Below are 18,690 nucleotides of genomic sequence, written 5' to 3'. Positions count from 1 at the left end.
TCCAGCTCCTTGTTCTCCCGGGCCCGCCTCCCCTGTCAGCTTCCCGGGCGCCGGCGCAGGTGGATGCTGAGCAGCATCCCTGTTCCGGCAAGAGTTGTGATTATCGCCGTGCCTCCATGACTCACCAGCGGTAGTGGAATGCCGGTCACGGGCATCAGCCCCACCGTCATTCCCACGTTGACCACAACGTGAAACGCGACCATCGCGGCGATGCCGGTGGCCACGAGGGCTCCAAGGCGGTCGCGCGCGCCTTCCGCGATGCGGAGCGCGCGCCACAACCACACGAGGTAAAGCCCGAGCAGCAGGGTGGCACCGGCCAGGCCTAGTTCCTCCCCAACCACCGTGAACACGAAATCGGTGTGCTGCTCTGGTATGAACCGCAGCACGCTCTGGGTGCCGGCAAAGAGCCCCTTGCCGAAGATCTGTCCAGACCCGACGGCGATCTTGGACTGTATCAGCGCGTACCCTGCACCCAGTGGGTCCGCACCCGGATCCAGGAACGCCGACAGCCTCCGGCGCTGGTAGTCGTGGAGCAGCCTCCACAAGAACGGGGCGGCTATGGCACCGGCGGCAGCGACCCCTGCCAGATCCTGCGCCCGCGCGCCGGCAACGTACAGCACGGCCGCCAGCACGGCGAGCAGCACGAGCGCTGTGCCCAGGTCGGGCTGTCGAACGATGAGCGCAGCCGGAACGGCGATGTGCAGTGCAAACGGGAAGAGCGAACGCAGGCGGGGCAGGGACTTCACACCCTCCAGGTGCCGGGCAATCGTGATCACGAGGGCGAGCTTGGCGATCTCCGACGGCTGAAAGCCACCGAACGCCCCGAGCGCGATCCACCGTTGCGCCCCCATTCGCGTGTCTCCGAGGACCAGCACCGAGGCAAGCAGAAGCAAAGTGCCCGCGTAGATCACCTGCCACGGGCCGGCGAGCTGGCGGTAGTCCGTCGCCGCCAGGGCAACCATCACCAGGGCTCCAAGCGCCAGGTGCAGCGCGCGGGCGCGCAGGAAGGACGATGCCGCCTCGGCGGAGCCCCCACGCGCGGAAATCAGCGCCACGACCCCGAAGGCCGCGAGCAGGACCGTGGAGGAGATCAGCACCCAGTCCACCTCGCGGAGCCAGCGTGCCCTCACGGACGCACCAGGCCTTCCGGATGCGGCACCAGGAGCGGCCGTGCCGCCTCGAAAAGCGCGCGTGCGATCGGCGCGGCCACCTCACCGCCCCGGCGGCCGTGCTCTACGAAGACGACCACGACCAGCGCCGGGTCTTCCACCGGCGCGTAACCCGCGAACCACGCATGCGGGATGCCCCTGGGATTCTCGGCGCTACCGGTCTTACCGGCGATCGTCATGCCCGGCACCGCAGCCGCGGCACCGGTGCCGCCCTCAACCACAGCGCGCATCCCCTCGCGCATCGCGTGCACTGCCGCCGGTGTCAGGGTCAGCGGCGCGTCCTCGATCTCCCGGCCAAACGCCATCACCTCGGTGCCGTCCGGCGACAGCACCCGGCGCGCCAGGTGCGGTCGAGCCAGCTTCCCTCCGGTCGCCACCGCGCCCACCATGCGGGCAATCTGCACGGGCGTGGTCAGGACAAACCCCTGGCCGATGCTCATGTTGAGCGTGTCGCCAGGGTACCAGGGTTCCTTCCAGACACGCTGCTTCCACGCGGCCGACGGAACAAGACCTGTGGCCTCGCCCGGAAGGTCAATGCCCGTGACCCGGCCAAGTCCCAGGGCCCTGGCATAGTGCTCCAACCTGGCCTCTCCCAGCGCACGGCCCAACTGCCAGAACATCACGTTGCACGATACCGCGGTGCCCTTGATGAAGTTGACCGTGCCGTGCGCCACCAGGTCCCGAAAGACCCAGCGGCCGAGCTGGAGCGATCCCGTGCACTCAAACCGGCTGTCGCGCCGCGCCACACCTTCGCCGAGCGCGGCGAGCCCGGTGACCATCTTGAAGACCGACCCGGGCTCGTAGGTGGACTCGACCGACCGGTTCATCAACGGGAGTCGCCGGTCCGAGGTCAATCGCCGCCAGTCGGCCGGACTGATCCCTCCGGAGAACAGGCCGGGGTCGAACGTGGGAGCGCTGGCCAGCGCCAGCACCTCGCCGTTCCGGGGATCCATCACCACAACGGCACCTGTACGCCCGCGCAGGCCCTTTTCGGCGATCTCCTGGAGGTTCGCGTCAATGTTCAGCACGAGGGAGTGGCCGGGACGGGACGACTTGCGGCTCAGCACTCGCACCGGCCGCCCGGCGGCATCCACCTCTACGCGCAACCGGCCGTTCTCGCCCCGCAGATGCGTGTCGTAGGTGCGCTCTACTCCGGACTTGCCGATCAGGTCGCCGGCCCTGTATTGCGGCCTGGATCGGAGCTCCTCCTCGGTGATCTCGCCCAGGTAGCCGAGGGCATGCGTTCCCAGCCCCCCCAGAAGGTACTCACGGACCGGCTCTGCCTGCACGATCACGCCAGGGAGGTCGAGCCGGCGTTCCTCGACCGTCATCACAGCGCTCTTCGGCACGTCTCGGCGCAGGGCCACGGGCTCAAACGGGCGGACGCGGCCGGCTTCCAGCCGGGCCAGCATCTCGTCGCGCTCGACCCCCAGCATGGGAGCGAGCAAAGTGGCCAGTCCCTGCGGGTTGGACACCTCCATCGGCAGCACGCCCACTGTGAACGCCGGCCGGTTGGTCACCATCGGGTGACCGCGCCGATCGTAGATGACGCCGCGCGGCGCCGGAACCTTGTAGTCGCGCAGCCGGTTCTGCTCGGACAGCTCGAGGTAGCGGCCTCCGTCAATGGCCTGCATAGACCAGAGGCGCCCTTCGATCAGCGCGAACACCAGCAGGATTATCAGGCCCAGCCGGGCGACGCGCGGGCTCCAGGGCGCGCCCTCCATGTTCACCGCAACGCCCTTCGAGCCACGATCTTCGTCGAATCGCGCCTGCGGGAAGAACTCTCGGCCCACGCCACAGCCGCGGCAACGGGCCGGGCAAAGAGCGCGTTGACCGCTGCAGCAGCGGCCGCCTCCCGCAGAAGCAGGGGCCAATCAACTGTCATGAGGCCGGTAACGGTCACCGCCAGGCCACTCACAAGCGAGAGCCCCACCGTGGCGAGCGCCGCAGCAGCGGCATACAGGTACCTCTGCCCCAGATCCACCAGGGCTGCCAGCGCTCCGGCCGCAGTGCCGACCGCCAGGTAGGAGAGGGCGAAAACCCCAAGCGGGCCGCCGCCGGTCACATCCCGGAGGTACCCGGCCACGGCGCCGGCCAGCGCTCCGGCCTCCACCCCCCGCCGCAGGCCGAAGGCCACGGCGACCAGGAGCAGCAGGTCGGGTGAGGCCCACCCGGGCAGCCGGGACAGCCAGGCGCCGTCAACAACCGCACCTGCTGCAAGCAGGCCAGCGAAGAGCACGATCCTCAGCAGCGTCACGGCCCGGGAGGGCTCCCGACTAGAATCAGTACCTCTTCGATGTGGACCAGGCCTGCGGCGGGACGGACGATTGCCTCCTGATACAGGGCACCCTGCTCGCGCACGAACGATGAGATCGTTCCCACCGGCAGGCCGCGGGGAAACACGCCGGCATGGCCCGATGTCAGCACGGCCTCACCTATCGCTATCTCGCGCGCCCGCGACAGGTACTTCACGCGCAGCAGCGGCCCACCCTGACCTTCCACGACGCCCGACTCGCGCGACTGCTGGAGCACGACTCCCACGGAGCTGCGCGAGTCGGTTATCAGCAGCACCTGCGCCGTCGAGTGGGCAACGTCCAGGATGCGGCCTACCAGACCACCGGCACCCACCACGGTGTCGTTGCGCCGCACGCCGTCCCTGGCGCCGCGATCCACCAGGATCACCGCAAACCATTGCGCGCCGCCCCGTCCAATCACCCGCGCGCCGATCGCACGGCCTGGAACCTGGCGCCTGAATTCAAGGAGCCGCTCCAGGCGTTGCGTCGCCTGGGCCTGTTCCCGCAACCGGACCGTCTCGTCGGAGAGGCGTTCGATCTCTTCGCGCAGGCGCGTGTTCTCGACGCGCAATCGCCCGATCTCGGAGTAGAGGCGCCAGAACCGCGTCCCGGCATCGCCCACGCGCGAGAGCACGCCCTGGGCAGGCCCCAGCCACGCCAGCAGGAAGGAGCCGACCGGCCCCAGCGCTCGGCGTTCGGGCAGGCGCACCTGAAACGTCAGCAGCGCAAGCGCTGCGGCCGCCAACACCGCCACAACCACGATCCGCCGTCTCACCTAGGCGACACTCGGTCCCATGGTGCGCCAGCGCTGCTATCCGCGCTTGGACGCGACCAGCACCTTCTGCAAGATCTCAATCTCTTCGAGGACTTTCCCGGCCCCCATGACCACGGCCGCCAGCGGGTCTTCCGTGAGCGAAACCGGCATGCCGGTCTCTTCCGCCAGCAAGCGGTCCATCCCGCGCAGCAGGGCGCCGCCGCCAACCAAGATGATTCCGCGGTCCACGATGTCGGCCGCCAGCTCCGGAGGCGTGCGCTCCAGCGTCTGCTTCACCGCGTCAACGATCGCCTGTACCGGCTCGGCTATCGCCTCGCGGACCTCCCCACTGGTCATGCGCACCGTACGCGGCAGGCCCGAGACCAGGTCGCGGCCACGCACGTCCACGGCATTCTCATCGCGGCCGGGAAACGCTGACCCCACCGCGATCTTGATCCCCTCCGCCGATCGCTCGCCTATGAGCAGGTTGTACGAGCGGCGGGCGTACTGGATGATCGCCTCGTCCAGTTCGTCGCCTGCGATGCGGATGGACCTGCTGGCCACGATTCCGCCCAACGCGATGACCGCCACCTCGGTCGTGCCTCCGCCGATGTCCACCACCATGCTGCCGATCGGATCCGAAACCGGCAGCCCGGCGCCGATCGCAGCTGCCATGGGTTCCTCGATGAGGTATGCGTTTCGGGCGCCCGACTGCAGCGTTGCGTCAACAACCGCCCTCTTCTCGACCTCGGTGCAGCCCGATGGGATGCCCACCACGACGCGCGGCCGGATCCACATCCGGCCGTTCGAAGCGCGGCGGAGAAAATAGGAAAGCATCGCAGCGGTCGTGTCGAAGTCGGCAATCACGCCGTCACGCAGCGGCCGCGTGGCGACTATGTCCCCGGGCGTGCGGCCGATCATCCGCTTGGCTTCCTCGCCCACCGCCAGGATCTGGCCGTCGTCGAGGCGCTTTGCGACCACCGAAGGCTCGCGCAGGACTATGCCTGCCCCTCGTGCATAGACCAGTGTGTTGGCCGTGCCCAGATCCACCCCCATGTCGCGCCCAAACTGCGCCAGCAACCTGTCCAATATCATCTCAGCCTCCAGGGCGCGGGCGTCAGCCCGCCAGCGCGCCGCGTTCCCTCAAACTCACAAAGCGTCCATCACCGATGATGACATGGTCGAGCACTTCAATGCCCACCACGCGCCCGGCCTCCTGCAGACGGGCGGTTATACGCAGGTCATCTCCGCTGGGCTCCGGCGTGCCCGAAGGGTGGTTGTGCACAAGGATGACCGCGGCAGCGCTCCGCCTGATCGCCTCCTTGAAGACCTCCCGCGGGTGGATGGGCGCGCTGTCCAGCCCTCCAACGGCCACGTTGGTAACGTCCAGCACCTCGTGCCGGGTGTTGAGCATCACTGCCCGGAAGTGCTCGCGGTCCAGGTGCCGCATCTGCCCGGCCAGCAGCGCCGCAACGTCACCCGGCGCCCTGATCAACGGCCGGCGCGCCGCCGGCGCAACCTGAACCCGCCGCCCCAACTCGAACGCCGCGAGCACTGCCCCGGCCTTGGCCGGACCTATCCCGCACCGCCGAAGCAGTTCGTCCGGCCCTGCCTGGCTTAGGGCCTGGAGTGAGCCGTAGGACACAAGCAGCTCGGCCGCGACCTCGGCCGCCCCAAGGGTACGGGTGCCGGTCCGCAGCAGCACCGTCAACAGGTCCACGGAGGATAGCCCTGCGGCGCCATCGCGCAGGAGGCGTTCCCTGGGTCTGTCTTCTAGGGGAAGCAGTTTGACGGACAGCCCGCCAGCCACCACCATCAACGCTCCGGTTCCAGCGCCACTTGGGGATACCCGTTCGCCCCCGCGCAGGAGGCGTCGGGCTGGGCCAGAGCGGCTGGCCGAGCTAGGCCGGTCGCACGCCGATCGTCTCGAGCATGCGTGCCAGCCGTGCCAGCGGGAGACCCACCACCCCGAAGTAGTCCCCCTCCAGCTTCTCCACGAATAGCGCCGCACGGCCCTGAATGCCGTACGCCCCCGCCTTATCCATCGGCTCGCCGGACGCGACATACCGGAGGACCTCCTCCGGCGGCAACACCCGGAACTGCACTGCCGTGGTGGAATCATCGGCCAGCGTCACGCCACGGCGGCCGTGGGCGACGACGACCCCGGTGACCACGTGGTGCGTGCGGCCCGCGAGGCGATGTAGCATCTCCACGGCTTCGCCCGCAGTCGTGGGCTTTCCCAGCACGATCCCATCCACCGTCACCACCGTATCGGCAGCGATGACCACCGCGTCCGGCCGTGCTTCGCTGACAGGCCTGGCCTTATCCAGCGCGGCCCTTCGAGCGCGCGCCCGCACCTGGTCAAGCGTCCACCCCTGGTGGTCAGCGCCGGAGGGAATCACCCCCAGCGTCTCCTCCTCAGGGGTCGCTGCGGCGATCTCGAAAGACCACCCGACCTGACGAAGGAGCTCAGCGCGCCGGGAAGAGGCGGAAGCCAGCACCAGCGGCGGCACCCCGTCCCCCAAAGGGGCCGAAATATGCACGTCAGGGCAAGTATATCAGCCGGAATGAGGGGCTACAACAACCGGTAGATCCAGACCGCGATCACCACGCCCAGCAGCATGGCCAGGTTGAGCCGGACGATCCCGCCCGCGGTCAGGCTTATTATTCGCAGGTCGAGGGTGACCGGAGGGTCAACGCCGGCGCGGACCTCGCGGGCCAGGAAGCCGAGCACCGGATAGCCGACCACCGCCTCGGCGATGACGCTACCCAGCAGGCCGCCAAACAGGATGATTACGAACAGGACCCACCAGGGATTCCGGGTGCGACGGGCCATCGCTCACCTCTACTCGACGTAAGCCTGAACGCTCGAGGCCGGCCGAGGAGCGACCAATCGTGCCAGCCAGATGCTGATTTCGTAGAGCGCGTACGTTGGCACCGCCATGAGCATCTGGGAGACCACGTCGGTCCCAGGCGTCAGTACCGCGGAAAGCACGACGATGCCGACTATGGCGTACCGGCGGCCCGCCGCCAGCGTGGCGGGCGATACTATGCCCATCCGGGCCAGGAAGACCACGACTATCGGCAGCTGGAAGATGAACCCGAACGCCAGCACGAAAGCCATAAGGAACGAGAGGGCCGGCCCAACCGCCAGCATCGGCTGCAGCCTCTCGGTCTGGTACCCGAGCAGGACCCGGACGCCCACGGGCATGATCACGAACAGCCCAAACGCAGCGCCCAGCCCGAATAGCACCAGCGAAGGCGGCAGCAGTCCCATCACCGCGCGCCGCTCGGTCCTGGTGAGCCCCACGGCGATGAACGCCCAGAGCTGGTACAGTATCACCGGCAGGCCGACGAAGACACCCAGCAGCAGGGCGATCTTGATGCGGATGAACAGCGCCTCCGCCGGGGCAAAGAAGACGACATGCGATACCTGCAACTGGCGGATGAGCAGGTCGAGCACTCGGTCCACAAAGGCGAATCCAATCACCGCACCCACACCCAGCGCGGCAAACGCGATGAGGAGCCGCCGCCGCAGCTCCTCCAAGTGCTCCACGATCGTCATCGGTCGGTCGTGCATGTGATCTAGGCATCCGGCTTCGAGGGTTTCGTTTCGTTCACGTCGTCCTCCACGTCCCGGATCGCCTTGCGGAACTCCTTTATCGTCTTCCCAGCCGCCGCCCCCAGGCCTGCGAGCCGGCTGGCTCCAAAGAGCAGCAGCAATATCAAGAGGATAACGAGCATCTCCAGGGGACCCACGTTGCCGATCACGGCCGGTGGTACGAATCCAGTCATCTTCAGTTACCTCCAGAACTCATTATAGGCCCCGGGCCGGGCGTCCGCCACCGCACCGCGCCCGCAGGAGCCGCCCTGCCAGCAGTCCTGCGGCCGCGCCCAGCGCGGTGATCCAGGTAACACCCGCCCGATCAGAGACGACCGGACCAAGGCGGAGGGTAACGCCGCCCTTGCGCAACCGAGAGCGCAGTTCGGCCACGTCCCGACCGATGCGCTGGTGGAGCGCGGCTAGCTCCGGCGTGTGAAAAGGGTCTGCAGCCAACGGATCTCCTCGGCCATGCGCACCGCCCAGGCCGCCCTCCGCCGCTGCAGCCGGACCTTGCCGAGCGACAGCAGGATGCCCATCGCGGTTATCATGATGCCCAGGACCACCAGGGCGGCCAGCCAGCCAGGCAGCCAGATCGCGGCCACCATCACGATCGCGGCGACGGCCAGGCCTATGGCCATAACGCCCAGCGCCACAGCGGCGCCTACCATCAACGCGGCAAACGCGAAGTCCCTTGCCAGGGCGAGCAGGTGTTCTCGTGTGGCGCGTCCGTACACTCCGCCCAGGGCTGCCGCGTCGGCGAGCAGCCGGCGCAGCAGGTCGCCTGAGGGCTCGCCTTGTGTGGCGCGTTCCTCATCCGCCATCGCGCCCTCATATTTCAGGGCGGGACTTGCTTTCTCCTCTGCGGGATAACCGAGGGTCGCCGCGCCGCGCGAGGTCAGGCGGCGGAGCCGGCCTCGTCCAGGATCGCTTCGGTCTGGCTCGTTCCGATGAGGTCGGCTCCCGCGGCGATCATTGCCGCCGCATCCGCCAGCGTGCGGATTCCCCCTGACGCCTTCACTCCGACGCCAGACCCCACATTGCCCCGCAACAGCGCCACGTCGGCCACCGTTGCCCCTGCCCTGCCAAATCCCGTGGAAGTCTTCACATAGGCCGCGCCCGAGGCATCCGCGAGCCCGCACGCACGAACCTTGACGGCATCGGTCAGCAGCGCGGTCTCCAGGATCACCTTCACCGGACTGCCGCCTGACGCGGCCACGACCGCCCGAAGTTCCTCCGCCACCGGCTCCCATCGGCCCTCGCACAGGGCGCCGACGTTCACCACGACGTCCACCTCATCGGCACCGTCCCGGATCGCGGCGGAGACCTCCAGGGCCTTCACCTCCGGCGTCGAGTTACCGTGGGGGAACCCGATCACGCTCACCACGCGGATCCCGGTCCCTTCCAGCAGCCGGCGGGCCAAGGCGACGTGCACCGGCTTGACCACCACGGATCGAACTCCCCGGGCACGGGCCACGGTGCAACCGGATTCCACGTCGGCCTGTCCGGCTTCGGGCGCCAGGACCGAGTGCTCGATGCGGGCGGCCAGGGCCCGGGCCGAGTACGGCCATCCCTGATCCTTCGGGATCATGCGGTGACCAGCCCCTTCCGGACAGCGTAGCGCACCAGGTGTGCGCGATCGTGCAGATCGAGCTTCTCCATGATGTGCGTGCGATGGGTTTCGACGGTCTTGACGCTGATGTGGAGCCGTTCCGCGATCTCCTTGTTGGTCAGGCCATCGGCGATCAGGCGTACGACCTCGCGTTCCCGTTCGGTCAGGCCGTCGAACCGCCGGCGTTCTTCGTCGCGGCTGCTGGATGTCTCGTGATCCGAGACCAGCCGCCGCGCAATCATTGGATGCAGGAATGTGTGGCCCCCGGCCACGGCGTGCACGGCATCCACCAGGTCGCGGGCGCTGGCCCGCTTCAAGACGTAGCCCGAAGCGCCTGCCTTCACCAACTCGAACACGTAGTCCTCGTCCTCGTGCATTGTCAGGACGACCACCCCGACGTCCGGCAGGGAGGCCCTGATGCGCCGGGTCGCCTCCACCCCATTCATCCTGGGCATGCTGACATCCAGACACACAACGTCGGGCTTGAGATCCTGGGCCATCTCCACGGCCGCGACACCGTCACCCGCCTCACCCACGACCTCGATGTCCGGCTCGGCCTGGAGCAGGCGCTTGATGCCCTCGCGCACGATGGCATGGTCGTCGGCGACAATGAGCCGGATGGTCCTGGGGCCTCCCGGCGAAGCGTCTCGGGCCTGCTTCATGGGCGGGAGCCCTCGCGCGCGCCGCGCTCGAACGCCGCAAGGTTACGCGCCATGACCTGAGGGTCTGCCACCATCCCGTCCAGGGCCGCGCGCACGCTCTCTATCGTAAGGATCGGTCTCGCCGCCATTGTGGCGCCCAGCAGCACGACATTCGCCGCCCGCGCCGCGCCCAGCTCGGCGGCGATGGCCGTCGCCGGCACCGCAATGGCCTGGACGTCGGCGCGCTCAGGTACCCTCCCCGTCAGCGTGCTATCGCATACGATCAGGCCCCCGGGCCGAACCGCGGGCTCAAACCGGTCCAGCGACGGCCGGTTCATCGCGATCACCACGGTTGGGTCTGAGGCCACAGGCGAGCCGATGGGTTCGCTGCTGATCACGACCGTACAGTACGCGGTGCCGCCGCGCTGCTCCGGTCCGTAAGCGGGCAGCCAGGTTACCTCGCGCCCCTCGCTGAGGGCCGCCTGCGCGAGGACTTCACCCAGAAACAGCACGCCCTGTCCCCCGAAGCCGGCTATCACGATCTCGTGGACGGCCATGCTGCTACCCCCCGCTCCCGGTGGTGTCCTTCAGGACGCCCAGCGGGAACGCGGGGATCATGTTGGCCTCGCACCACGCGACCGCCTCGACCGGCGGGAGCTTCCAGTTCACCGGACAGGTCGAGAGCAGCTCGACTATGCCCAAACCCCTGTCCTCGATCTGCGCCCTGAACGCGGCCTCTACGGCGCGGCGGGCCCGGTGGATACGGGCAGGGCTCGTGACCGCTTCGCGCGCGGCGTATGCCACGCCGTCCATGCCGGCCAGGAGTTCGACCACGCGCAGCGCCCCCCCCGCCTGGCGGATCTCCCTGCCGAAGGGGGTGGTCGTGGTCTTCATTCCGGACAGCGTGGTCGGCGCCATCTGACCGCCGGTCATGCCGTAGATCGCGTTGTTCACGAAGATGACCGTGATGCGCTCGCCCCGCGCGGCGGCGTGGAGGATCTCAGCGGCGCCTATCGAGGCCAGATCGCCGTCCCCCTGGTAGGTGAACACGACGCGGTCGGGCAGTACGCGCTTGATGCCCGTGGCAACCGCCGGCGCCCTGCCGTGCGGGGCCTGTTGGAAGTCCACGTCGAGGTAGTTGTAGATGAAGACCGAGCACCCAACCGACGCTACGCCGATAGTCCGCTCCCGGATGCCCAGACTGTCAATGGCCTCGGCCACCAGACGGTGGATTATGCCGTGCGTGCAACCCGGGCAGTAGTGCAGGGGCACGTCCACCAGCGAGCGGGGCCTGGCCGTAACCTCAACCATGTCCTTGATCATGCCCAGGCCACCTCCTCGGCCACGGCCGCCCGAATCGCCTCCGACACCTCCGCCGGAGAAGGCACTACCCCACCGACGCGGCCGTACAATCCGACCGGCGCCCTGCCCGATACGGCGAGGCGAACGTCCTCCACCATCTGTCCCGCGCTGAGTTCCACAACCAGCCACCGGCGCGGCGACATCTCGAACGCGGAAGTCGGGAACGGCCAGAGGGTGATCGGCCTGATCAATCCGGCTGCGACTCCCTGCGCGCGCACGCGATCCACGGCCGATCGCACAACGCGGGCCGCGGTCCCGTAGGCCACAACGAGCACCTCCGCGTCGTCGGCGCGGTAGGCCTCCCATCGCTGCTCGCGCTCGCGGATTTCCTGGTAGGTCCTCATCAGGGAAAGGACGTGCTGTTCGAGCTCTTCCGGCGCCAGATAGATGGACGAGATCACGCGGGGGCTTCCCACCGCGCCGGTCGTGGCCCACTCAGGAGGAGGCGGAGGCGCGATGGGTTCAGGCAGCGCCACCGGTTCCATCATCTGCCCGAGTATGCCGTCTGCGGCGATCACCGTTGGCAGCCGGTAGCGCTCGGCCAGCTCGAACGCGACGGGCATGAGGTCAACGATCTCCTGGACCGTGGACGGCGCTAGCACGATGCCGTGGGTGTCACCGTGTCCCAGCCCGCGGGTAACCTGGAAGTAATCTCCCTGCGCCGGTGCAATGTTGCCGAGCCCAGGACCTCCGCGCATCACGTTGACCACGACGCACGGCAGCCGGGAGCCGATCATGTAGGAAAGGCCTTCTGTCATCAGACTAAATCCGGGGCTGCTGGTGGTGGCCATAGCGCGGACGCCGGCGCCCGCAGCGCCGTGGACCATGTTGATGGCCGCGATCTCGCTCTCTGCCTGCACGAAGACGCCACCCGCCCCTGGCATGTGGCGGGCCATGTACTCCGGCACCTCGTTCTGGGGCGTGATCGGATAGCCGAAATAGGCCCTGCAACCGGCGCGAATGGCCGCCTCGGCCAGCGCCTCGTTTCCCTTCATCAAGGTGCGCTTCACTTGGCGCCCTCCCGCGTCTGGCGGGCCCGCTGGGGGCGCATCACAGTGATGGCCACCTCCGGGCAGACCAGCGCGCACGCCGTGCAGGAAGTGCACCGGGCCTGATCGGTCACGCGCACAACAGCATACCCCAGGCGGTTGAGCGACCCCAACTCCATGATCTCAGGCGGGCAGACGGCCACGCAAAGCCCGCAGCCCTTGCACCGCTCGGCGGCGATGAGCACCCGCTGCGGCGGGATCACCCCGACGGAAGCATTGCCTTCTCTGCTCGCGGTCACGCGCGGTCCCCCCTCTCCTGCGCTTCCACGACGTCTGTTTCGAGGGCAAGACGGTGCAATACCTCCCGGGCGCGCCCCACGTCGTTCTCGTGAACCACGAGTTCTACGACCTCCGCACCCGAGGTGCGCAGCGTGTGCACGGCAACTATGGGGATTCCGGCCTTCGTCAGCCTAGACACGATTCTTGGAAGTTCAACGGAAATGCTGCCAACTGCCAGGTGGAGCTTGACCTCATGCGGGCCGGCCCCAAGCATCTCCGCGAAGGCCTCGAACAGGTCGCTCTCGGTGATGACGCCGACCAGCCGGCCGTCCTCGACCACAGGCAGCCCCCCGATCTTGTGTCGGCGCATGAGCGCGGCCGCCTGCTCAATCGTGGCGTCCGGATCAACCGTCACGGGCGCGCTGGCCATCAGGTGCCTGACGAGCACTCCCACCGACAGGGTTGGAGTGCGCCTGGGGCCCTCAACCGCCGGAGCATGCACGCGGACCACATCGGTCCAGGTAATGATCCCGACCAGGACCTCGCCGTCCACAACCGGCAGGCGCCGGATGCGGTGCCTCCGCATGAGCCCCAGGGCCTCCCAGGCCGGGGCCTCCGGCCCAACCACGAGCGCCGGCGACGTCATCAGGGTGCGCACGCGCATAGCCGCTCCCTCAGGCCACCTGTTCGCCCCGCTGTGCCAGGCGAAAGCGGCTGACGAGCGCCGCGGGCACGTCCTGCCCGATCCGCACCGCCAGGAAGTTCAGCGGCTCGAGGGCCACGTTGGGTTCGTTGGTCCACTCGCGCCGGAACCCAAACCGCCCGAAGAGCGCCAGCAGGCGGTCGGCGTAGATCCCGGCCTCGATGACGGTGTCCTCGATGTCCCAGCACCACACGTACCCGGTGGCCACGTATATCCGCGACTCCACCACCGGTCGGGCGAAGGCACGGCGGAACAACGATTGAGCGATTCCCTGCCCTCTGTGCCCGCGCGCCACCTCTATGCCGACCTCAAGCACCCTGGGATCCCCCAGCCGGCCCCAGGGCTGGTCAATGCCGGCCGGCACCAGGAGCAGGTAGCCGATGATTGTGTCGCCAAGGACTGCGGCGAAGGCCTCCCCACCCGGAGCCCGCAGCCCCCTGCCCAGCGTCTCGCGGACGACCTGCGCGCGCCGGCGTCCGTAAGAGGAGAACGCGCCCAGGCCTGGAGCGATCTCGTACTCCGCGAGTGCTGCGCCGCCTTCGAGCGCGAGGATCTCGGGGAATGCCCGTGCCTGCTCAGCGGCCGGGGCCATGGCTGTTCTCACCTATGACAGAATAGCCCGCCCGGGTCCGGCAGGCCATCGGACGGAAACAGTATTTCCGGCGGCGCTACCTTACGTCGGCCAGCACGCGCTCGACCACCGCCCGTACCGCGGCCTCGACCGCCTCCGAGGGCACCTCGCCTGCCGAGAACGACAGGCCCTCGATTCCGTAGACGATGAGCCGCTGCGGCAGCCGGTCCAGCGCCCTGGCCAGCTCGATCGCCTCTGCCACTCCGAACGCGTGAGTCGAGCAAGCGCGGAACCCGGCCGGGAGCGGCTGGCCGAGGGCATCGAAGCGGTGTATGCTGCCGGGAGCCGCGCCGGAGAGGGCGGCATCTATCAGGATCACGGTCTCCGCGCCCTTCCAGGCCGCGACAAGGGCGGTGCCCTCGCCATCCTGTTCGAGCACCGCAACGCGCCCCGGATCCGGGGGATCCGGGAGGGAAAGAAGCGCATCCCTGATCAGGCGGGCGGCGATCAGCCCTGCCGCATCGTCGCCCCGCGACGCGTTACCAATGCCTATGATCAGCGCGGATGGGGCCTTGGCCCCGGCAGTTCTCTCCCTATTCCCGCTCAAGGTCGAGCTTCAAGAAGTGCGTGGCGCACGAGATGCACGGATCGTAACTGCGCACGAGCTGCTCGCAGCGCAGCGTGGCCTCCTCGAGCGGTAGAGCCAGCACCCCGGGCACGTACTGCCACAGGTCGTCCTCCATGCGCCTCAGGTTCTGCGCGGTCGGCGGTACGATCCTGGCACCGGCGATCAGGCCCGCTGCGTCTACCGTGTACCGGTGGTACAGCAGACCGCGCGGTGCCTCGGTGGCATGGGCTCCCTCCCCGGCCCTCGGAGGCGTGGGGATGGGCGACCTTGAGGGAACGGGTTCCACGTAGGAGGCGATCAACTGGAGCGCCTCCTCATAGGCATGAACCAGCTCCAGCCCGCGCGCGAGCAGGCTCATGAACGGGTTGCGCACGGGCAGGGTCAGCGCGATGTCACGCGCCGCCGACTGGGCCCTGGGCGAGAGCCGGTCGAAGTTCAGGTTCACCCGCGCCAGCGGCCCCACCATGTAGCTCGTCTTGCTGCCCGCGCGGCGCGAGTGAAGCGCGTTGGAGTGCTCGACGTGCTCCTCTAGGAAGTGCCGCTCGTACTCTTCTATCGGGATGTCCAGCCCTCTGGACGACACCACGCGCCCCTCGTTGTAGGGGTACTCATCAGGATGTGACAGGGAGACGAACTCGTAGTCGGCGGTGAAGTCAGGATAGTCCAGCGTGGCCGCCCACCGCACGGCCTCCACCGCCCTCTCGAGGCCCCACTCGAGATCCGGAACCAGGGCCACGAGTTCCGACTTGCGCGGCGCCCGGTAGAAGCCGCCCACGCATGCCGAGACCGGGTGGATCTCGCGCCCACCGATGACCGTCACCAGGTGGTTGCCGATCTTCTTCATTCGCAGCGCCTGCTCGACCAGCGGACGCAGGGCCGGATCGGTGGCCATGCTGATGGCCGACTCGTGTCCGATGAAATCCGGCGCATGCAGCATGAAGATGTGCAACACGTGGCTCTCGATGTACTCGCCGCAGTAGAGCAGCCGGCGCAGGGCGCGTACGCCGGGCGGAGGGGTCACGCCCAGGGCCTTCTCCAACGCGTGGGCGGCGCTCATCTGGTAGGCCACCGGGCAGATGCCGCAGATTCGGGCCGTGATGTCCACGGTCTCCTGGGGCGTGCGGCCTCGCAGAAACGCCTCGAAGAAGCGTGGCGGCTCGAATATGTTGAGCTGGACGTCGGTAACGCGATCGTCCTTGATCACGACCCGCAGCGCGCCCTCACCCTCGACGCGGGCCAGGTAGTCCACGTTGATGCGTCTCTCGGCCATTGCCTCTCTCCCCTGACTAACTTGGGATGGCGTCCTTTTCAAACTGCTCGCTGGCCGCCCGGAAGACCGCCGAGTAGCCGTTGAAGCCGCGGAAGGCGCGGCTGACGTCACGAGCGGTCTGTCCCATCGCGATGAAGCGGGCGCCGAGCGCGGCCGGATTGGACAGATCCATTGGGCCGAAGCACCCGTAGCACCCCCTGTTGTAGGCCGGGCAGATCGCGCCGCACCCGGCCTGCGTGGCCGGACCCAGGCACGGGACCCCCTCCGCGACCATCACGCAGACCGTCCCCTGCCGCTTGCACTCGTTGCACACCGCGTGTTCCGGTACCGACGGCTTGCGCCCGATCAGCAGCGAGGTGACAAGGTCCACGAGCTGCTGCTTGCTGATGGGGCAACCGCGCAGCTCGAAGTCCACGGGCACGAAATCGCTGATCGGACGCGAGCGATCCAGCGTGTGGATGTACTCGGGGCTGGCGTAAACGGTCCGCGTGAACTCGCCCACGTCCGCCCAGTTGCGCAGTGCCTGGATGCCGCCGGAGGTGGCGCACGCGCCGATGGTCACCAGCAGCCCGGATTGGCGCCGTACTTCCTTGATGCGCTCGACTTCCTCTTCGGTGGTTACCGAGCCCTCGACCAGGGTCACGTCATAGGGGCCGGCAAGTGCCTGCCGGCGGGCCTCGACGAAATAGGCAATCTCCACCGCGTCGGCCACGGCGAGCACGGCATCCTCACAATCCAGCAGCGAAAGCTGGCAGCCGTCGCATGACGCGAACTTGAACACCGCCAGGCTGGGCTTGCGCTTCTTGGGAGTAGCCATCAGAACTCCTCCACGGTGAAGAACGGCTCAATGCGGTCGTAACTCAGGACCGGCCCATCCTTGCACAGGAAGGTCGGGCCGTACTGGCAGCGACCGCAGAATGCAACAGCGCATTTCATGTTGCGCTCCAGCGACAGGTAGATGCGTTCCTTGGGGACTCGACGCGCCAGCGCCTCGTAGACCACGAAGTGCATCATGATTTCCGGCCCGCAAGTGAAGACGGTCGTGCGCTTGGGGTCGGGCCTCACCGCGTAGAACAGCATGGGTACCACGCCCACGCGGCCTTTCCACGCCTCGTCGGCGCGGTCCACGGTCACGACGACCTCGACGTCTCGGCTACGCCACAGGTCGTACTCCTGCGGGTAGAGCAGGTCGGTCGGGAGACGCGCACCGTTCAGGATGGTAACCTTGCCGTAGTCGGCCCTGTGCCTGAGAACGTGGTAGATTACCGGGCGCAGAGGGGCCAGGCCGATGCCTCCGGCCACGATTATCAGGTCGTTGCCCACTGCCCGGTCCACGGGCCAGGGGTTTCCGTAGGGGCCGCGCACGCCTATCACGCCGCCGGCATCCATCCTGGAGATGGCCTGGGTGACGTTGCCGGCGAAGCGGATCGTATGACGCAGGAGGGCGGGCTCAGCCGGATCCGAGCTGATGGATATGGCCGACTCCCCGATGCCCGGCAGGTAGAGCATGTTGAACTGGCCAGGGCAAAAGCGGTATGCCTCGCGCACGGCCGGGTCATTGAACTCCAGCGTGTACGTCGTAACGCCCTGCGCCTCGGGTTGCACGTGGGTGATCACCGCCGGCTGGGGTACCAGGGGGTGGCCGGTAGATGGTGGGCGTTGGCTCTTGGCCTGGGTTGGGTTCATAGCGGGCTCTCCCCTCTGATGGCCGCAAGTTCCGCGGTCAGGTCAATGCCCACCGGGCACCACGTTATGCACCGACCGCACCCCACGCACCCCGAGACGCCGTACTGGTCCTTCCACGATGCCAGCTTGTGCGTGAGCCACTGGCGGTATCGGGCGCGTGTGTTTGGCCGAAGGTGCCCGCCGAACACGTAGGAGAACTCGCGATTGAAGCAGGAGTCCCAGACGCGCACACGCGCGGCGGTCTCGCCGGTGAGATCGCTTGCCTCCAGCACGTCAGAGCAGAAGCAGGTGGGGCACACCATGGTGCAGTTGGCGCACGAGAGGCAGCGCTTCGCCACGTCCTCCCAGTGGGGGTGTTCCAGGTTGTCGTACAGCAGATCAGGCAGGTTGTGGGTGTTGAGCCCCCTGCCCATGCGCGTCAAGGCATCGGCCATTGCCTGCCGGGCGCGGCTCAGGTCGAAGGCGCCGGCCAGCCGCCACTCAACCCCGGACAGCATCTGCGCTCCCAGTGCCGAGCCGACTTCCAGCAGGAAGACGTCGTCCATCTCGGTCAGGGCCAGGTCGAAACCAGACGAACACCTGGGGCCGGTCCTCACGGATGCGCAGAAGCAGGAGCCGCCTGGCTCGGTGCAGTTCACGGCCAGGACGAAAGCGCGCTCGCGGCGGGTCTTGTAGTGCGGCTCCTGCACCGGACCCTCGAGAAACACCCGATCCTGCACGGCGATGGCCGCCAGCTCGCACCCTCTCACGCCAATGAACGCGTACAAGGGCGGAGAATCGGTGTTCGCCTCGACGCTGAACCCGTCCCCGTCCCGGCGCGTCGAGAAGAGTCTCAGCGACGGCGGGTATAGATACCTCTTCCACGAGTGCGGACCGACGACGAACCCGAAGTGCGCCTGATCGTCGCGGCGATGGAGCCGGTAGGTGCCCGGCCCCTGCTCATCGGCCCACCCGATGGGAAGATCGTCCAGGAGGGCGATCTCGTCGTACACAATGGCATCCCCGCGCACGGTCGGGCCAATCAGGCAGTAGCCGACCGTGCGCAGCGCATCGAAGATCTGCTGCAGGGCTGGCTTGGAGATTACCACCTGCCCGCCAAGCGGTGGTGTCTGCTCAACCATCAACCGTCCC

The 18,690-nt window shown here is 67.9% G+C and carries 25 protein-coding genes; all 25 read right to left on the bottom strand.

Going from position 1 to position 18,690, the window contains the following annotated elements:
* Nucleotides 1-35: 35 nt before the first annotated feature.
* Nucleotides 36-1,130 carry a rod shape-determining protein RodA gene (gene rodA, locus FJX73_00845; GenBank protein MBM3469332.1) on the bottom strand — a complete coding sequence of 365 codons (1,095 nt, stop codon included), beginning with the start codon at nt 1,128-1,130 and terminating at the stop codon, nt 36-38.
* Nucleotides 1,127-2,962: a penicillin-binding protein 2 gene (gene mrdA / locus FJX73_00840; GenBank protein ID MBM3469331.1), complete on the bottom strand. Its 1,836-nt coding sequence runs from the start codon at nt 2,960-2,962 to the stop codon at nt 1,127-1,129. The genes rodA and mrdA overlap by 4 nt, the downstream gene beginning before the upstream one ends.
* Nucleotides 2,896-3,426 carry a rod shape-determining protein MreD gene (gene mreD, locus FJX73_00835; GenBank protein ID MBM3469330.1) on the bottom strand — a complete coding sequence of 177 codons (531 nt, stop codon included), beginning with the start codon at nt 3,424-3,426 and terminating at the stop codon, nt 2,896-2,898. The genes mrdA and mreD overlap by 67 nt, the downstream gene beginning before the upstream one ends.
* Complete coding sequence (gene mreC, locus FJX73_00830; GenBank protein MBM3469329.1) at nt 3,423-4,238, bottom strand: rod shape-determining protein MreC; 816 nt, start codon at nt 4,236-4,238, stop codon at nt 3,423-3,425. The genes mreD and mreC overlap by 4 nt, the downstream gene beginning before the upstream one ends.
* Nucleotides 4,239-4,274: 36 nt before the next feature.
* Entirely contained in the window at nt 4,275-5,312 is a 1,038-nt protein-coding gene (locus FJX73_00825; protein MBM3469328.1) for a rod shape-determining protein, read from the bottom strand.
* 22 nt (nt 5,313-5,334) lie between these two features.
* On the bottom strand, nt 5,335-6,033 hold the full coding sequence (locus FJX73_00820; protein MBM3469327.1) for a JAB domain-containing protein: 699 nt from the start codon (nt 6,031-6,033) through the stop codon (nt 5,335-5,337).
* Nucleotides 6,034-6,118: 85 nt separating this feature from the next.
* Nucleotides 6,119-6,730: a septum formation protein Maf gene (gene maf, locus FJX73_00815; protein ID MBM3469326.1), complete on the bottom strand. Its 612-nt coding sequence runs from the start codon at nt 6,728-6,730 to the stop codon at nt 6,119-6,121.
* Between the two features lie 62 nt (nt 6,731-6,792).
* Nucleotides 6,793-7,053, bottom strand: coding sequence for a DUF4321 domain-containing protein (locus tag FJX73_00810; GenBank protein ID MBM3469325.1), 261 nt, complete (start codon nt 7,051-7,053; stop codon nt 6,793-6,795).
* 9 nt (nt 7,054-7,062) lie between these two features.
* Nucleotides 7,063-7,797, bottom strand: coding sequence for a twin-arginine translocase subunit TatC (gene tatC / locus FJX73_00805; GenBank protein MBM3469324.1), 735 nt, complete (start codon nt 7,795-7,797; stop codon nt 7,063-7,065).
* A gap of 5 nt (nt 7,798-7,802) precedes the next feature.
* The gene (gene tatA, locus FJX73_00800; protein MBM3469323.1) at nt 7,803-7,988 is read right to left on the bottom strand and encodes a twin-arginine translocase TatA/TatE family subunit; all 186 of its coding nucleotides are present in this window, start codon (nt 7,986-7,988) and stop codon (nt 7,803-7,805) included.
* A 46-nt stretch (nt 7,989-8,034) separates the two neighbouring features.
* Nucleotides 8,035-8,274: a hypothetical protein gene (locus FJX73_00795; GenBank protein ID MBM3469322.1), complete on the bottom strand. Its 240-nt coding sequence runs from the start codon at nt 8,272-8,274 to the stop codon at nt 8,035-8,037.
* Nucleotides 8,241-8,642 (bottom strand): phage holin family protein, encoded by a 402-nt coding sequence (locus FJX73_00790; GenBank protein ID MBM3469321.1) that lies wholly within the window; start codon nt 8,640-8,642, stop codon nt 8,241-8,243. Before FJX73_00790 ends, FJX73_00795 begins: the two co-directional genes overlap by 34 nt.
* 74 nt (nt 8,643-8,716) lie before the next feature.
* Nucleotides 8,717-9,409 carry a deoxyribose-phosphate aldolase gene (gene deoC / locus FJX73_00785; protein ID MBM3469320.1) on the bottom strand — a complete coding sequence of 231 codons (693 nt, stop codon included), beginning with the start codon at nt 9,407-9,409 and terminating at the stop codon, nt 8,717-8,719.
* On the bottom strand, nt 9,406-10,092 hold the full coding sequence (locus tag FJX73_00780; GenBank protein ID MBM3469319.1) for a response regulator transcription factor: 687 nt from the start codon (nt 10,090-10,092) through the stop codon (nt 9,406-9,408). Before FJX73_00780 ends, deoC begins: the two co-directional genes overlap by 4 nt.
* Nucleotides 10,089-10,628 carry a 2-oxoacid:ferredoxin oxidoreductase subunit gamma gene (locus FJX73_00775; protein MBM3469318.1) on the bottom strand — a complete coding sequence of 180 codons (540 nt, stop codon included), beginning with the start codon at nt 10,626-10,628 and terminating at the stop codon, nt 10,089-10,091. Before FJX73_00775 ends, FJX73_00780 begins: the two co-directional genes overlap by 4 nt.
* A 4-nt stretch (nt 10,629-10,632) precedes the next feature.
* Complete coding sequence (locus FJX73_00770) at nt 10,633-11,382, bottom strand: 2-oxoglutarate oxidoreductase (protein MBM3469317.1); 750 nt, start codon at nt 11,380-11,382, stop codon at nt 10,633-10,635.
* An 8-nt stretch (nt 11,383-11,390) separates the two neighbouring features.
* Nucleotides 11,391-12,443 (bottom strand): 3-methyl-2-oxobutanoate dehydrogenase subunit VorB, encoded by a 1,053-nt coding sequence (gene vorB / locus FJX73_00765; GenBank protein ID MBM3469316.1) that lies wholly within the window; start codon nt 12,441-12,443, stop codon nt 11,391-11,393.
* A complete protein-coding gene (locus tag FJX73_00760; GenBank protein ID MBM3469315.1) occupies nt 12,440-12,667 on the bottom strand; it encodes a 4Fe-4S dicluster domain-containing protein in 228 nt (75 codons plus the stop codon). Before FJX73_00760 ends, vorB begins: the two co-directional genes overlap by 4 nt.
* 50 nt (nt 12,668-12,717) lie before the next feature.
* Complete coding sequence (locus tag FJX73_00755; protein ID MBM3469314.1) at nt 12,718-13,365, bottom strand: CBS domain-containing protein; 648 nt, start codon at nt 13,363-13,365, stop codon at nt 12,718-12,720.
* A gap of 10 nt (nt 13,366-13,375) precedes the next feature.
* Nucleotides 13,376-13,996: a GNAT family N-acetyltransferase gene (locus tag FJX73_00750; protein ID MBM3469313.1), complete on the bottom strand. Its 621-nt coding sequence runs from the start codon at nt 13,994-13,996 to the stop codon at nt 13,376-13,378.
* A 76-nt stretch (nt 13,997-14,072) separates the two neighbouring features.
* The gene (locus FJX73_00745; protein ID MBM3469312.1) at nt 14,073-14,534 is read right to left on the bottom strand and encodes a hydrogenase maturation protease; all 462 of its coding nucleotides are present in this window, start codon (nt 14,532-14,534) and stop codon (nt 14,073-14,075) included.
* Between the two features lie 34 nt (nt 14,535-14,568).
* Entirely contained in the window at nt 14,569-15,873 is a 1,305-nt protein-coding gene (locus FJX73_00740) for a Ni/Fe hydrogenase subunit alpha (GenBank protein ID MBM3469311.1), read from the bottom strand.
* 16 nt (nt 15,874-15,889) lie between these two features.
* Nucleotides 15,890-16,690 carry an oxidoreductase gene (locus FJX73_00735; protein MBM3469310.1) on the bottom strand — a complete coding sequence of 267 codons (801 nt, stop codon included), beginning with the start codon at nt 16,688-16,690 and terminating at the stop codon, nt 15,890-15,892.
* Nucleotides 16,690-17,559, bottom strand: a complete 870-nt coding sequence (locus FJX73_00730; protein ID MBM3469309.1) for a Ni/Fe hydrogenase subunit gamma — start codon at nt 17,557-17,559, stop codon at nt 16,690-16,692. Before FJX73_00730 ends, FJX73_00735 begins: the two co-directional genes overlap by 1 nt.
* Nucleotides 17,556-18,680, bottom strand: a complete 1,125-nt coding sequence (locus FJX73_00725; GenBank protein MBM3469308.1) for a sulfite reductase subunit A — start codon at nt 18,678-18,680, stop codon at nt 17,556-17,558. Before FJX73_00725 ends, FJX73_00730 begins: the two co-directional genes overlap by 4 nt.
* Between the last annotated feature and the right edge of the window lie 10 nt (nt 18,681-18,690).

The organism is Armatimonadota bacterium, from assembly GCA_016869025.1.
GTDB lineage: Bacteria > Sysuimicrobiota > Sysuimicrobiia > Sysuimicrobiales > Humicultoraceae > VGFA01.
This window is presented reverse-complemented; position numbering and strand designations above follow the sequence as displayed.

Coding starts and splice junctions, on each gene's coding strand:
- FJX73_00825 (MBM3469328.1), bottom strand. CDS start 5,312: ATGATATTGGACAGGTTGCTGGCGCAGTTTGGGCGCGACATGGGGGTG.
- FJX73_00820 (MBM3469327.1), bottom strand. CDS start 6,033: ATGGTGGTGGCTGGCGGGCTGTCCGTCAAACTGCTTCCCCTAGAAGAC.
- FJX73_00810 (MBM3469325.1), bottom strand. CDS start 7,053: ATGGCCCGTCGCACCCGGAATCCCTGGTGGGTCCTGTTCGTAATCATC.
- tatC (MBM3469324.1), bottom strand. CDS start 7,797: ATGCACGACCGACCGATGACGATCGTGGAGCACTTGGAGGAGCTGCGG.
- FJX73_00790 (MBM3469321.1), bottom strand. CDS start 8,642: ATGGCGGATGAGGAACGCGCCACACAAGGCGAGCCCTCAGGCGACCTG.
- deoC (MBM3469320.1), bottom strand. CDS start 9,409: ATGATCCCGAAGGATCAGGGATGGCCGTACTCGGCCCGGGCCCTGGCC.
- FJX73_00780 (MBM3469319.1), bottom strand. CDS start 10,092: ATGAAGCAGGCCCGAGACGCTTCGCCGGGAGGCCCCAGGACCATCCGG.
- FJX73_00775 (MBM3469318.1), bottom strand. CDS start 10,628: ATGGCCGTCCACGAGATCGTGATAGCCGGCTTCGGGGGACAGGGCGTG.
- FJX73_00770 (MBM3469317.1), bottom strand. CDS start 11,382: ATGGTTGAGGTTACGGCCAGGCCCCGCTCGCTGGTGGACGTGCCCCTG.
- FJX73_00755 (MBM3469314.1), bottom strand. CDS start 13,365: ATGCGCGTGCGCACCCTGATGACGTCGCCGGCGCTCGTGGTTGGGCCG.
- FJX73_00750 (MBM3469313.1), bottom strand. CDS start 13,996: ATGGCCCCGGCCGCTGAGCAGGCACGGGCATTCCCCGAGATCCTCGCG.
- FJX73_00740 (MBM3469311.1), bottom strand. CDS start 15,873: ATGGCCGAGAGACGCATCAACGTGGACTACCTGGCCCGCGTCGAGGGT.
- FJX73_00735 (MBM3469310.1), bottom strand. CDS start 16,690: ATGGCTACTCCCAAGAAGCGCAAGCCCAGCCTGGCGGTGTTCAAGTTC.
- FJX73_00730 (MBM3469309.1), bottom strand. CDS start 17,559: ATGAACCCAACCCAGGCCAAGAGCCAACGCCCACCATCTACCGGCCAC.
- FJX73_00725 (MBM3469308.1), bottom strand. CDS start 18,680: ATGGTTGAGCAGACACCACCGCTTGGCGGGCAGGTGGTAATCTCCAAG.